The 14,444-nt window shown below is 63.4% G+C and carries 13 protein-coding genes; 11 read left to right on the forward strand and 2 right to left on the reverse strand.

Annotated features, from left to right (window positions below):
- Positions 1-10: 10 nt before the first annotated feature.
- Positions 11-1,330, reverse strand: coding sequence for a hypothetical protein (locus tag FNV92_RS07675; RefSeq protein ID WP_168213314.1), 1,320 nt, complete (start codon positions 1,328-1,330; stop codon positions 11-13).
- A 59-nt stretch (positions 1,331-1,389) separates the two neighbouring features.
- A complete protein-coding gene (locus FNV92_RS07680; protein WP_143841475.1) occupies positions 1,390-3,804 on the reverse strand; it encodes a hypothetical protein in 2,415 nt (804 codons plus the stop codon).
- A 512-nt stretch (positions 3,805-4,316) separates the two neighbouring features.
- Here FNV92_RS07680 and FNV92_RS07685 point away from each other — a divergent pair.
- The 11 genes from FNV92_RS07685 to FNV92_RS07735 all read left to right on the forward strand — a co-directional run bounded on the left by FNV92_RS07685 (position 4,317) and on the right by FNV92_RS07735 (position 14,437).
- Positions 4,317-5,015, forward strand: a complete 699-nt coding sequence (locus FNV92_RS07685) for an RNA polymerase sigma factor (RefSeq protein WP_143841474.1) — start codon at positions 4,317-4,319, stop codon at positions 5,013-5,015.
- Between the two features lie 143 nt (positions 5,016-5,158).
- Entirely contained in the window at positions 5,159-5,983 is an 825-nt protein-coding gene (locus tag FNV92_RS07690; protein WP_015684060.1) for a flagellin, read from the forward strand.
- A gap of 115 nt (positions 5,984-6,098) precedes the next feature.
- Complete coding sequence (fliD, locus tag FNV92_RS07695) at positions 6,099-7,739, forward strand: flagellar filament capping protein FliD (protein ID WP_244623748.1); 1,641 nt, start codon at positions 6,099-6,101, stop codon at positions 7,737-7,739.
- A complete protein-coding gene (locus FNV92_RS07700) occupies positions 7,739-8,158 on the forward strand; it encodes a flagellar export chaperone FliS (RefSeq protein WP_168213313.1) in 420 nt (139 codons plus the stop codon). Before fliD ends, FNV92_RS07700 begins: the two co-directional genes overlap by 1 nt.
- Before the next feature lie 166 nt (positions 8,159-8,324).
- Positions 8,325-8,597, forward strand: coding sequence for a hypothetical protein (locus FNV92_RS07705; protein ID WP_143841471.1), 273 nt, complete (start codon positions 8,325-8,327; stop codon positions 8,595-8,597).
- Positions 8,598-9,015: 418 nt separating this feature from the next.
- Positions 9,016-9,684, forward strand: a complete 669-nt coding sequence (locus FNV92_RS07710) for a flagellar hook assembly protein FlgD (protein ID WP_015684066.1) — start codon at positions 9,016-9,018, stop codon at positions 9,682-9,684.
- A 19-nt stretch (positions 9,685-9,703) separates the two neighbouring features.
- Positions 9,704-10,969 carry a flagellar hook protein FlgE gene (flgE, locus tag FNV92_RS07715; RefSeq protein WP_015684067.1) on the forward strand — a complete coding sequence of 422 codons (1,266 nt, stop codon included), beginning with the start codon at positions 9,704-9,706 and terminating at the stop codon, positions 10,967-10,969.
- Between the two features lie 3 nt (positions 10,970-10,972).
- Positions 10,973-11,233 (forward strand): hypothetical protein, encoded by a 261-nt coding sequence (locus FNV92_RS07720; protein ID WP_143841470.1) that lies wholly within the window; start codon positions 10,973-10,975, stop codon positions 11,231-11,233.
- Between the two features lie 9 nt (positions 11,234-11,242).
- A complete protein-coding gene (locus FNV92_RS07725) occupies positions 11,243-11,716 on the forward strand; it encodes a flagellar protein FlgN (RefSeq protein WP_168213312.1) in 474 nt (157 codons plus the stop codon).
- 18 nt (positions 11,717-11,734) lie between these two features.
- A complete protein-coding gene (gene flgK / locus FNV92_RS07730) occupies positions 11,735-13,510 on the forward strand; it encodes a flagellar hook-associated protein FlgK (protein ID WP_143841468.1) in 1,776 nt (591 codons plus the stop codon).
- Between the two features lie 15 nt (positions 13,511-13,525).
- Positions 13,526-14,437 carry a flagellin gene (locus FNV92_RS07735; protein WP_168213311.1) on the forward strand — a complete coding sequence of 304 codons (912 nt, stop codon included), beginning with the start codon at positions 13,526-13,528 and terminating at the stop codon, positions 14,435-14,437.
- Positions 14,438-14,444: the final 7 nt, after the last annotated feature.

Here is a 14,444-nt window from a genome sequence, read left to right on the forward strand (position 1 = left end):
TGCGTGTCCGTCAGGGAAAGAGATGGCGGGCGGTCATGACTGCGTCGTCGGCGGCCTGGTGAGCGAAGAAATCATTGGCGATGCGCTGTCCCGGCGCGATCTCCAGGATGCGGTAGCGCGCCAGGGCCGCGGCATCGCGTGCGGCGCCGACATCGTCCTGCCAGGCGCAGAGCGACAGTTCGAGCCGACCGTAGCCGCCGCAATTGGCGGTATAGGCGCCGGTCAGGGCTTCCACGGTGGCGGCCACCGCGCCGGCGTCGCTGGCTGCGATGTCGCGCAGGATCACGGCCACGCCGTTCGCAGTTTGGGCATTCGAGGTCATCACCATGAAGGCATCACGGGCGCTGCTCCGGCCGGCGCGACGGGCCGCGCGAACGATGCCGGCAAAGGCCGGATCCGGCCCGAGCTCCAGCGTCGTCGTTTGCTGGTCATGCAGAACCGTGGCGCGCATCGCGCCGAGGTCGCCCTTCAGCGCATGATAGGACCGCGGCAGCCACACCGTGTCGAGCGGCACCTGCGAGGACGTCAGGCTCCAGGCCTGGTCGAGCAGATAACCTTCCCAGATCGTCGGATAGGACGCTGCGAGCTGTTGCCAGGCGCGCAACAGCATCTCGGCGCGTTCGGTGCGGCCGAGATAGAGGGTACGTGCCGACATCTCCCAGCGGTTCCATTTGTGGAGCGCGACATCGCAGCCGAGGAACGACGGCAGCAGCGGGGCCTCGCGCAGCATGGCGCCGGCTTCGACGAACAGCAGCGGCTCGCGGTACTTGTTCCACATCCGCACGATGAACTCGGCCTTCTCGAAGCAGAGGACACGGTCGCTGAACTCTGCGTCGATCGGCTCGATGTGGCAGGCAAGGGCAAGTCGCTCGAGCGAGTTTCGGAGCGAAGAGGCTGCGGTCGCGTCGCCGCCCCGCGGGTAGCAGGAGACGATTCGCGGGCGAACGGTGCAGGTATCAGCCGCGGTGAGGAACTTCGACCAACCGATGCCGCCCCACCACAGCTCATGCGGGCCGTCAGCGCCGCATGGGCCGACGGTGCCGAACTCGGTCAGCTTGGACTTGAGGAAGTCGAAGCCCGGATTCTCGCTCGTTGGAATGACGACGGCACAGCCGGGCGAGAGCGAACGGTAGAACAGCTCGGCCGCCGCGCCACTCGGCGGTTCCCTCAGGATGATGACGCCTTTTCGCCCGGTGTCTGAGACATCGTCGAACGTCGGCGCGCCGCACTGTCCGGCCAGCCAGTCCAGGCGGTCGCGCTGGGCTCGTCCAAGCCTGATGCCGCCGGATTGCAGCAGCCGATCCAGGTTTTCGTGCGTCCTGCCCGTCAATTTCGTACCCCCGGTCCCATCCCAGGACTTGAACGATCCGGGCCGGGCGATCAGGCGCACTATTTGGGGCTGGAGCCGAGCGGCGTGATTGCGACGGAGTAGATCGCGATATCTTCAGTCATCTTGGCGACCGGGATCAGCAGGCAGCCGTCCTCGCTCTCGGTGCGATAATGGTCGCCATTCCTCTGAATTCCGGCATAGACCAGGCTTTCCGCCGCGATGCCGATCACGTCCTGACGCTCGGCCGCATCGCGGACGAGTTCGGCGGTCTGGATGGTCACGCCATGCAGGAGGCCTTCGGCGGCGAATTTCGGCAGCGGCAGCGCGATCATGGTGATGCCCATGGTGCGCGAGAGCGGAATGCGGACGCGCAGCTCGCCGAGGCCGGTGCGATGGACGCTCACCGTTTCGAGCCTGGCCTCGCCATCGCCGCGAAACAGCCCGACCTGGACGGTGCCGGAGGGACTCTCCTCGAAGACGTCGGCTGGCAGGCGGTTGGCGCCGAACAACGTATAGAGATAGGCGTGGGACGGAGACATCAGGGCAAAGCTGCCCGCCAGCCACATTGGTGGCGCGACCGATGCACAGGCGGCAGAGAGGCCGCGCGCCGTGACCTGACGGCGGACGAATTCGCCGTCGAGCATCGGCGCCAGCGCGTGCGTGCCGAGATTGACATCATGCTTCAATCCGCCGAGCAGAGCGAGTTCGTCCTTGTCGGGCAGCAGCAGAAGCCGGGCCAGCGTCGCCGCACACCATCGTGAAGCGACATCGGTCGCCGCATAGGGATCGAGGCCATGGTCGAGCGCAACGTCGTCGGCGCTCTCCGCAAAGGCAAGGGCGCCGGTCTGGATCTCGGCGGCCAACGCAATCTGGCTTGCAGGCCGCGGATTGATCTCGCGCAGCGCCACGCCGCCATCGTAATCCCGCACTGAACCATCGGGTGAGCAGCAGATCTGCTCCAGCACCGCGACGTTGCGGATCAGCATGCGCTTGATATGGGGGGTGACGACGAGGTCGGAGACGAAGCCCTCCGCGCTGTCGCGCTCGGCGATGTCGTCGAAGGCGTCGTCGAGCGACATCAGGTAGGCGCCGTGCAGGCGGATTTTGATGCCTTCGAGGTCGAAGATGCGCCGCAACGCCTTCTGCACGCTGCCGGAATAGCCGAGATCGGCGAGCACGAGGTCGGTGCAGTCGTCGAAGCCGGGGATGGCCTGGCGCAGATAGGCGAGCAGCCGGGCCCGCAGGCCTGCGGCGAGCTCCACGATTTCGTCGGGATCCATCAGGCCGGGAAGCGCCTCGGCGAGCTCTTCCCCGGAGGCGATACCGCCGGGAAAGCCGGCGAAGAACGCCGCGACCTTCGGCGGCATGAGCTTCACCACATCGCCGAAGGTCGGCGCGTCGATCCTGAAGACCTTGCTGAGGAGGTCGACCAGCGGCTGCATGGTGTCGGCCGAGGCGATCAGGCTGACGCGGCGGTTGATCTCGAGATAGGCCGCCGTGTCACTGTGCAGCTCCTGCCAGATCCGGTGCGACAGAAATCCGTCGCGCCCGAGAAAGCCGAGCGCGACCCTGCGGCCGGGCCCTGCAACGTCCTCGCAGCGCCGCGCCACGAAGGCGTCGAAGGCGGTCATGGCCGGGCCGAGGATGGTAAGACCCAAATGGAAGGCAGGAGATTTCTCGGCGCTGCGTGTGGCGACCATCCGCCGCAATGTGCGTGAGCCGTGATCGAGCCGTGACGGCGCTCCCGCGCACAGCAGCTCGAACAGCGCGGTCTCGCGCTGAAGCCTGGAGGCGAGCTGTGCCGTTGCCTGCGGATAGTAGCGCGGGCGAATGCCATGCCGCCGCGCGCCCCCGATATCGGCCTTCTCGTTGTCGCCGACGTGAAAGGAAGCGGCGGCATCGATGCCTTGCTCCGACAGATAGGTCGCAAACAGCGCCTCGCTCTTGCTGCTGCCATGATCGCAGGACGCATAGAGGAAGTCCCACGTCAGTCCCGGACGGCAGGCCCGCAGCAGCCGCGCCAGTCGACCGGAGTTCCAATACGTGTCGGAGATGAAGCCGACGCGATGGCCGGCGCGCTTCATGTCCAGATATTGCCTGATCATGTCGGGATTGGCGCGACACAGCTCCAGCTCGGCGGCGAATTCCGATTCGATCAGCTCGTTCAAGCCATCTCGCGAGAGACCGAACAGCTTGAACGGAAAATAGGAATAGATTTCGCCGATATGAACTTCGCTCGTACCGCGCTTCTCCTTCGCGGTCCGGCGTGCACGCGATTCGGCCTGAATGCGATGCTGAACGAAGCTCGCGGAAACATTCGGCAAAATTCGTGAAATGCCTGAAAGCTCGCAAGTCCTTTCAAATACGCCATCGGGCGTCGTGCAGGCGCGAAGCAGAAACGTATCGAAAACATCGAATGACCAGGCAGAAACAATGTGCGCGCGGGGCTCGAGCCCCGCCGTTGCGATCTTCATGCGACAATTCCCCGTCCACCCTGACGATTAACGTGCGCGCACGCGGTGTCAGGCGCGATCGATGCGAAAAAAGTTCACGCACGATTCAAAATCGCGTTCGTCGTGACTGACAGATTCAAAAAAACAGCTAGGTTCGAAAAGGTGATTCGGAAAAAATTGCCGGGTGCAGAGATCGTCTCGCGTTCGTTCACACCCGGAAACAATCGCTTCCTCGCGTGCTACGCGCGTGTCGCGCCCGATCACCTAGTGCCGCGTAATGTCAGCGTTTTCTCACGAGTACATCTGTTCAGGATGGATGATCAGCCATGACGCGAGACGATGCGAAGATTGCAGGCTTGATGCGAAAGACCATCGCGCAGTCGGCAATTATTGCCCCACACCCGGCAAAAGTGACCGGCTAACATCTTGAAAAATAACAAAAATTATCCGCCTGGATTGTTTTGGTGTCGCGTTCAACGCCTGGAAGCCGTGTGGCATGTGCGCCGCCGGCGTTGCGGGTTGGAGGTTGCGGGATGAGTTACGCTGCTGATGTCTGGGCTCCCGCCGAGGCCGAGATCACGACGGCAATGCCTGATGATGCGATCGTCCAGGTAGCGCCGTCGGTGCCGCTCGCACCGGACAGCGCGCCGGTCGCGGACGATGTCGTCTATGACGAGGACAGCGAGCTTATCGACAGGCTCGCCATCGGCGACGAAGTCGCATTCCGTATGCTGGTCGAGCGTCACATCGACCGCGCTTACGCGATTGCGCTGCGCATCGTCGGCAACGCGGCGGATGCCGAAGACGTGGTGCAGGACACCATGCTCAAGATCTGGAGCCATCGCGGCCGCTGGCAGCATGGCCGCGCGAAATTCTCGACCTGGCTCTACCGGGTCATCTCCAACCGCTGCATCGACCTGCGTCGCAAGCCGCGTAACGAAAACGTCGATACCGTGCCCGAGGTTGCCGACGGTCAGCCCGGCGCCGTCGAGATCATCGAGCGCAACGAGTTGAACGGTATGCTGGAGCTTGCGATGCAGCGCCTGCCCGAGCAGCAGCGCATCGCGGTGATCTTTTCGTACCATGAGAACATGAGCAACGGCGAGATCGCCCAGGTGATGGACACCACGGTGGCGGCCGTCGAGTCGCTGCTCAAGCGCGGACGTCAGCAGCTTCGGCAGTTGCTGCGAAAACACGAACGCGACATCCGCACCGCGTTTACCGATTGCTAACCATAAAATTCGCCGCGCAGAAATTTTCGCGCCTGATCTGCTTGCACTCCGTCGTTTGAGCGAACGGACGGGGCTGCGGTCCGCGTCGTCGTAAGTCGATTTCAACGATGCGGCACGCTTGCCCATCAGCACAGGAGCTTCCAATGCCCGCCATCAATACCAATACGGCCGCCAACGCCGCGGTCCGCTATCTCAACATCAACTCCGCGCAGGAGAGCAGCTCGCTCTCGAAGCTGTCGAGCGGTTCGCGCATCACCTCGGCATCCGACGACGCCGCCGGCCTTGCGATCTCCACCCGCATTTCCTCGGACGTGACCACGTTGCAGCAGGCCGCCACCAACGCTTCGCAGGCGACCGCGATCCTGCAGACCGCTGACGGCGGCGCCTCGAACATCTCCGACATTCTCGCGCGCATGAAGTCGCTGGCCTCCGAATCCGCCTCGGGCACCACGACCGATTCGAGCCGCGCCTACATCCAGTCGGAATTCTCGCAGCTCAACTCCGAAATCGACTCGATCGCGACCGGCACCCGCTATTCCAGCCAGAGCCTGCTCGACGGTTCCAGCGTGTTCTCGTCCGGCGTGTCCGTGCTGGTGGGCTCGGACGGCTCCGACACCATCGATATCAAGCTGACCAGCCTGACGGCATCGTCTCTCGCGGTCACCTCGCTCGACGTCAGCACCCAGTCCGGCGCGACCTCGGCGCTCGACGCCCTCGATACCGCGATCGACACGGTCTCCGCCGCGCGCGCCTCGATCGGCGCCCAGGAATCGCGGTTCAATTTCTCGTCGGACTCGATCTCGACCCAGACGCAGAATCTCCAGTCGGCGAACTCGGCGATCAAGGACGTGGATATCGCGGCCGAGCAGTCCAAGCTGTCTTCGGCCGAGGTGAAGACCCAGGCTGCCGTCTCGGCGCTGGCCGCCGCCAATCAGATGCCGCAGTACCTCCTCAAACTCCTGGGCTGATGATCAACTGACCGGGCCGGCATGATGCCGGCCCGATCCTCTCTGTCGGGGACAACCAAGCAAAGTGGCCAGCGTCAGCTCCAGCACCAGCAGCACAAGCACGACTTCCTCGGGCGTGTCGGTCACGACGAGCGGCACCACCAATTCGAGCAGCATCGATTGGACGGCGCTGATCCAGTCCGCCGTCGACGCGAAGACCGCGCAGGCGGACACGATCTCGACCACGATCACGAACAATGAAGCCAAGATATCGGCCTATCAGACGCTGCAAAGCGATCTGAAGACGCTATCTTCGGGCCTGGCGTCGCTTTCCACGGCGGTGGTCAATTCGCTGTCCACCAGCGCGTTTGCGACGCGCGCGGCGAGCATCAGTTCCACCGGCGACGTGAGCGCGTCGTCGGCGCTGTCCATGACGCTCAAGAGCGGGGCGGCGATCGGCGACCACACGCTGACGATCAGCCAGCTGGCCACCGCGCAAAAGGTTTCCGGCGCGTCGCAATCCAGTCAGACCGACGAACTCGGATATTCCGGCACGTTTTCCATTGGCCTGGAGGGCGGCAGCACGTCCGATGTCACCATCACCAGCACGATGTCGCTTCAGGACATCGTCGATACCATCAATGCCCAGACCTCGACGACCAATGTCCAGGCCTCGATCGTGCAGGTCTCCAGCACCTCGTTCCAGATGGTGCTGACGGGCACGGAGGATGCCGCCGACATCACCTATTCGAGCACGTCAGGGGACGATATTCTCAACAAGCTCGGGGTGACCGACAGTTCGGGGAGCTTCACCGACGAGCTCCAGGCGGCGCAGGCCGCCGAATTCACGCTCGACGGCATCGCGATGACCCGCGACACCAACGACATCACGGACGTCCTGAGCGGGGTCACCTTCAGCCTGCTCCAGGTGACGCCGGACGGAGCGACACTGAGCATCAGCATCGAGACCGACACCAGCCAGATCCAGTCGACGCTGGAGACGTTCGTCACCAATTACAACGCCTTTCGCGACGAGGTGATCGCACAGCAGAAAACCGCAACCGACGGCACCGCGGATTCGAGCGCGGTGCTGTTCGGCGACGGAACGATGCGCAACATCATGGATGCTCTTCAGAATGCACTGAACTCGACTGTGGGCGGCCTGACCATGGCCGATCTCGGCCTGTCCTTCAACGAGAGCAATGAACTCGAACTGGATACCAGCACGCTGTCGGATATCCTGAGCACGAATCTGAGCGGCGTGACCAAGCTGTTGTCGGCGCAGACGACGACGTCGTCGAGCCAGCTCAGCGTCGTCAATACCGGAACGTCGCCGCAATCTTTCACCCTTGATCTGGCGGTCGATTCCGACGGCAACCTCACGTCGGCGTCGGTCGGCGGCGACTCGTCGCTGTTCACGGTCAGCGGCACTACGATTATCGGCGCTTCCGGCTCGATCTACGCTGGCATGGCCTTCACCTATAGCGGCTCGACCTCGCAGTCGATCGCGGTGACGTCGACCTCGGGCATTGCAACGCAGCTCTATCGGCTCGCAAAGGACTACTCGTCGTCGAGCGGCGTGCTGCAAACGCAGATTACCAGTCTAACGACCCGCGACGATGAGCTCCAGCAGAAGGTCGACGACATCAACAGCGCAGCGTCGACGCTGCAGTCGCAGCTCGAGACGCAATACGCGAAGTACCAGGCGGCGATCGAGAGCGCCAATAGCACGCTCAACTATCTCAAGGCCCTGCTCAATTCCAGCTCGAGTAACTGATGATGCATAATCCGATGGCGTACATGGCCAACCAGGCCTATCGGGGAGCGGCAACGAGCGTGCCGCCGCTCAAGGCGGTCTCGATGCTGCTTGGCGGGGCGATCACCTCCCTCCAGAAGTCGCTGAACGCCCAGGAGGGACGGCGCTTCGAGGAGGGACACGAGCACCTGATGAAGGCGACGGCGATCCTGCGCGGGCTGAGCCACAATCTCGATTTCGCCAAGGGTGGGGCGGTGGCGGAACGGATGTTCCAGACCTACAACGTCCTGATTCTGGCGAGCCTCAAGGCCTACGGCCGGCCGCATGCCCGCGAGAGCTTTCGGCGGATCATCGCCGGGCTGACCGAGTTGCGGGAGGCGTGGGAGTCCGTTGATGCCACGTTGCGGGGCAGCAAGGCCGATTCGGCCCGGACGGGCTGAGGCGGCCTGTTGCTTCGCAAGGCGAGGAGCGGCGTCGGGACCGGTCATTTTCGCCGATTTCCGTCGTGCCACGGGCGCTTTTTGGCGCCCGAATCCGCTGAAATCCGGTTTCCGCCTCGCCCGCAATGCTTTATGACGGCCAGATCGAGGCGGGATCGGCGGGGCGATGGACGTCACCGAGTTTGAGGAATTGATCAATCGGCTGGGCGAGGATGTCTCCCTCTGGCCCGACGGTCGGCGCTTGCCCGCAGAAGAGCTGCTTGCGCAATCGCCAGCAGCGCAGGCCGTGCTGGAAGAGGCGCGCGCCTTGCGACTTGCGCTTGCCGCGCCTGCTGTGCGCGCGCCAGCGGGCCTCGCCGACCGCATCGTCGCAACGGCAATGAAGATGAAGAGCGATACGGCCGAGCCGCGCACCGAAGGCGAGACGGCAGAGAGCTGAGCGCTTTCCGAAGTCTCTTTTCACGACCCTGCGGTTGCGGCAAAAAATAGCTCGCTGGCCAAGAGAGGTCGTCATGCCCGGGCTTGACCCGGGCATCCACGTTCTCGCGGCAAGTCGTGGATGGCCGGGTCAAGCCCGGCCATGACGTTGTGGAAGCGTCAGCGCCCCAAACACTCATCTCACATGCAATTGTTTCGTCGCGATAGGAGAGCGGGCGAGGCTTCTTGGCTGCAAGCTAGCCTGACATCATCGCTCTTCTAACGCACACACGCGGCAGATTTTGCCGTGTCGAATGACGCTTTCGCGCGCGTGAATCCGCGCCTGAATCCACGCGGCCACCCGTTTCATCAGCACACAGATTTCAAGCGCCGCCGATCGACACGCAGTCGCCGGGAGCGCAGGAAAGCCGGAGCTTCTGATGACCGTTTCCGCAACGAGTTCTGCGTCGACCGCGACGACAACGACGACGTCGTCGTCGAGCACGTCGTCCAATTCGACGCTGACATCCAGCGATTTCCTGAGCCTGCTCGTCAGTGAGCTCCAGAACCAGAATCCGCTGGATGCGACCTCGACCACCGACCTCGTCAATCAGCTCACCTCCTACGCGAATTTTACCTCGCAGCAGTCGATCAACACCAACCTCAATTCGCTTGCGAGTTCGTTCTCGAGCCTGGTGACGCTGAATTCCGTGAACTACATCGGCCACACCGTCGAGGCGAAGACGGACACATCGACGTTGAGCAATGGCTCGGCGACGTTCGGTTACTCGCTGTCGTCGGCCGCCTCGGATGTCTCGATCAGCGTCAAGGACGCCTCCGGCAACACAGTGTGGACCGGGACCGGGACCGGGAATGCCGGATCGAACAGCTTTACCTGGGACGGCAAGGATTCCAGCGGCAATCAGCTCTCCGACGGCGGTCAGTACACGATCTCGGTGACCGCGACGAACTCCTCCGGAAATTCGGTCCTGAACTACACGACCGTCACCGGCACGGTAACCGGCATCGACACCTCGACCTCGACACCCTCGTTGACCGTGAACGGCGTTTCCGTCAGCGCCGCCAACATCATCGGCGTCACATCCTGATTTCCTCCGGAGTTTTATCATGAGTCTCAGCGGCGCATTATCCTCGGCGATCTCGGCGCTCAGTGCGCAGAGTCAGTCTCTGTCGATGATCAGCGACAACATCGCCAATTCCGACACGACCGCCTACAAGACGACGTCCGGAATGTTCGACGCGCTCGTCACGGCGTCGAGCAACACGACTTCCTATGCCTCGGGTGGCGTCACCGTCTCGGGCCGCGCCAACATCACCCAGCAGGGCCTGCTGGCTGCGACCTCCAACGCCACCGACGTCGCGATCCAGGGCTCCGGCTTTTTCGTGGTAACCAGCGCCACGTCGGGCGGCACCGTCGCCTACACCCGCAACGGTGCCTTCACGACCGACAATGCCGGCTATCTCCAGAACAACGGTTATTATCTCGAGGGATGGCGCACCGACGCCGATGGCAACGTCGTCGGCAGTGAGTCGGCGAGCAATCTCGAGGCTATCAACACCCAGGTCGCATCGACCAGCGGCAGTGCGACCACCAAGACCACGGTCGCGGCCAATTTGCCGTCGGATGCGGCGACCGGCGATGCCTATACCAGCTCGATGACGGTCTACGATTCGCTCGGTGCCGCCAACTCGATGCAGATCACCTGGACGAAAACCGGAACCAACACCTGGAACGCGAGCTTCGCCAACCCAACCTCGACCTCGGATACCACCACCGCGACGGGCACGGCCTCGGGCTCCATCGACATCACCTTCAACAGCGACGGTTCGCTCGCCAGCACCAGCCCCAGCCCGGCGACCGTCTCGATCACAGGCTGGACCGATGGCGCAGCCAGCAGCACCGTCACCATGGATCTCGGCACCGTCGGCAAGACCGACGGGCTGACCCAATATGCCTCCGGCGAGACCACGCCGTCCGTGAACGTCACCAGCATCGATTCCGACGGCCTGTCCTACGGCAAACTGTCCAGCATCGCGATCGGCGATGACGGCCTGGTCAACGCTACCTATTCCAACGGCCAGACCATCGCGATCTACAAGATCGCGGTGGCGACCTTTGCCGCTCCCAACGGGCTCTCTGCCTCCAGCGACGGTATCTATTCGGCGACGGTGACGTCGGGCAATGCCGCGCTGCAGGGATCCGGCGAGAACGGCGCGGGCACGATCTTCGGCAGTGAGCTCGAGTCCTCGACCACCGACACCAGCAGCCAGTTCTCGAGCATGATCTCGGCGCAGCAGGCCTATTCGGCGGCGTCCCAGGTCATCTCCACTGTCAACAAGATGTACGACACGCTGATCTCGGCGATGAGGTGAGCTATGCGGAGCGAAGAAGCCAGGGAGGCCGGAGAAGTGCTGTTGCGCCGGTTGCGCCGGCTGCTGACGCGAGCCGAGACCGTCAAGGGGAGCGACCGCAAGCAGCTGCTTGCGCTGATCGACGACGTCGAAGCGACCCGGCGCGGCCTGTTGGAACAGCGTGGCGAAGTCGAGGACGAGATCAGGCAGGCCACCGTCAGAACAAACGCGATCGGCGCCTATTTGCGCAATGCGCAGTCCGGCCGCGGCAAACGGCATAATTAGAAGAAGGCGATGATCATGACAGTAGCTCAAGCCAAGAGCCAAGCCACCAGGACGAACAGCGCGAACGGCGACGTTCGGATCAAGTCTCTGATCACGCTGATCGACACGTTGACCGCGCTTGTCGCTGAGGAGAATGTGGAACTCGCCAAGGGCCTGCCGGCCTCACGTCTGAAGCAGGTCGACGAGAAGAACCGCCTGGCCGAGGTGTTCGAGCGGACCGTTGCCGAATGCGCCGCGGGCACAACCAGCCTGCATGTCCCGGATCGTATCCTGCGCGAGCAGCTCTTGGAGCGGATCCTGGAGCTGCGCGCGGCCATGGACGAAAATCTGGTGCGGCTGCGCGCGGCGATCGATGCCAGCAATCGCCGGATCGAGGCCGTCATGCAGGCGATCCGCGAGCAGATCGCGGCGGTGTCGCCCTATGGCGCCTCCGGCCGGATTGCCACGCGTTCCGTCTCCAGCGGCACCAGCCGCAGCGCCTGACGAGTCGAGGGTCCCGCCGTGTCACTCAATATCGCACGATCGATCGCCTTCAGCGGGCTGTCGGCGACGTCCGTGCAGATCAGCGTGACGTCGTCGAACATCTCGAATGCCGACACGACGGGCTACACCGCGAAGACCGCGAGCCAGTCGAGCAGTGTCACCAACGGTGTCGGCACCGGCGTCACCGTGAGCGGCATCACCTCGACGGTCGACAAGCTGCTGTTGAAGTCGCTGATCGGAGCGACCTCCGACCTCGGTTCGGCCGATACGACCAACACCTATCTGACTTCGCTTGAGAAGCTCTACGGCTCGACCAGCAGCACCGACGGGAGCTCCACGGGAACCTCGCTAGCAAACAGCATCGCCTCGCTGGAATCGGCGCTGTCGTCGCTGGCGAGTACGCCGAGCAGCGCCTCGCTGCAATCCAACGTCATCAGCGCGCTCGATGACGTCGCGAGCCAGTTGCGGGAGACGTCGAGCGGAATCCAGAAACTCCGCAGCGATGCCGACCAGGACATCTCGTCGTCGATCGACGACGTCAATTCGAACCTGCAAGAGATCGCTGATCTGAACGCGGCGATCAAGCAGACGGCGGCGGCCGGCCAGTCGACCGCAGACCTGGAGGACCAGCGCAATACGGCCCTCCAGGACATCGCCTCCAAGATGAACATCAGCTACTTCACGGCGTCGAACGGCGATCTCCAGATCTATACGACATCCGGTCAGGCGCTGGTCGATAGTTCCGCGCACACGATCAGCTATACAGCCGCGGCCAGCGTAACGGCGTCGACGACCTATGCCGCCGGCTCCTCGTCGAGCGGCTTCAGTGCAATAGAGGTCAACGGGGTCGACATCACCTCGCAGATATCAGGCGGTGATATCGGCGCGCTGGTGACGCTGAGGGACAAGACCCTGCCCGCGGCGCAGTCCCAGCTCGACCAGCTGGCGCAGCAGCTCGCCTCCGCGATGAACGGCATCTCGAACGGCGCCTCTGCGGTGCCGGCGCCGACGAGCCTGACGGGTACGACCGCTGTCACCAGCAGCACGGCGCTCTCCGCCACCGGCACGGTGCGCATCGCCGCCACCGACCAGAGCGGCAATCTCGTCTCCTACGGCGATCTCGATCTGTCGTCCTATGCTACGGTCGGCGACCTCGTCACCGCGATCAACGGCATCTCCGGACTTTCCGCATCGGTCGATTCGGATGGCCATCTCTTGATCACCGCTACCGGCTCCGGCAATGGCGTCGCCATCAACGAGATGACGAGCGCAGTGGGGAGCTCCGGCGATGGATTTTCGGACTATTTCGGTCTCAACGATCTGGTGACGGGGACGGGTGCGTCGGACATCGCGGTCAACAGCAAGATCCTGACCGGGACCAGCGAGCTTCAACTCGCGACCCTGGACTCCTCGTCGAGCCTGACGGTCGGCGGCACGGTGCTGTCGTCGGGGTCAGCCACGGTCGTCAACGCCTTCTACGACGCTCTGACGGAATCCCGGACGTTTTCCTCCACTGGCGGGCTCGCCGCTACGACTGGTTCTCTCGCCGACTACGCCTCGACGATCGTGTCCGATGTCGCGAGCAAATCGTCGCAGGCGTCGACGAACTACACCGCCAAGGAGACCGCGCAATCGACTTATGCGGACTCGCTGTCGTCGCAATCCGGCGTCAATCTCGACGAGGAGTCGGCGAAGCTCAGCACGCTCCAGAACAAATATTCGGCGGCTTCCGCGCTGATCGAGGCCATCAACTCCATGTATTCGGCGCTGCTCTCCGCCGTGCAGTCGACATAAGAGGAGAGTGGGGCCATGGTGGCGATGCGGGTCGCGACCTTCGCGCAGTCGAACAAGATGATCGCGGACGCGCTGCGCGTGCAGTCGGTCATGGCCGAAAAGCAGACCCAGGAATCGTCGGGCCTGATCTCGACCGATTATGGCGGCTATGGCTCGGACGCGCAGCATGTCGTCAACCTCCAGGTCTCGGTGACGCGCGCGCAATCCTACATCGATGCCGCGACCCTCGCGGACAGCAAGGTCCAGGTGATGTATTCGGCTGTCGGCTCGATGACCGACATTCTCACCCAACTCCGTTCCCAGCTCAGTGCCGCCTCGACCGGAAGCTCGACCGAGACAAACTCGGTGATCAGCTCCGCCCAGCAGATGCTGGAGGAGATGGGCTCGCTCATGAACACGCAATATGACGGCCAATATGTCTTTGGCGGCGGCAAGACGGACACTGCGCCGGTCGACCTCTCGAGCTTTTCGTCGGGAGCGGGGTCGCTCACTACGGCGGACACCGGCTACTACGGGGGAGATGACGAGATAGCTTCGGTGCGTGTCGCAGCCGACCAGACCGTGTCCTATGGCGTCACGGCCGACAATTCGGCGTTCGAGGAGGTGATGCGCGTTCTAAAGTTCGTGGCCAACAGCACCTCGCTGTCGTCCTCGGACATCTCCAGCGCGCTTGATCTCGCCGGTACGGCTCTCGACGACACCGCGGCGGTCCAGGCAAAGCTCTCCAACGCAGCATCCTCGATCGAGACGGCGAGCGCCCGCCAAACCGACTACAAGAGCTATGCCGAGACGTTGTCGAGCGACCTCACCAGCGTCGACGTCGCCGCGATTACGGCGCAGCTCTCGACCTACGAGTCGCAACTGACCGCGTCCTATTCGGCGCTCGGCAAGATCCTGAGCATGAACCTGGCGAGCTACCTGAAATAGGCTGGGC

It is taken from the genome of Bradyrhizobium cosmicum (assembly GCF_007290395.2).
Taxonomy (GTDB): Bacteria; Pseudomonadota; Alphaproteobacteria; order Rhizobiales; family Xanthobacteraceae; genus Bradyrhizobium; species Bradyrhizobium cosmicum.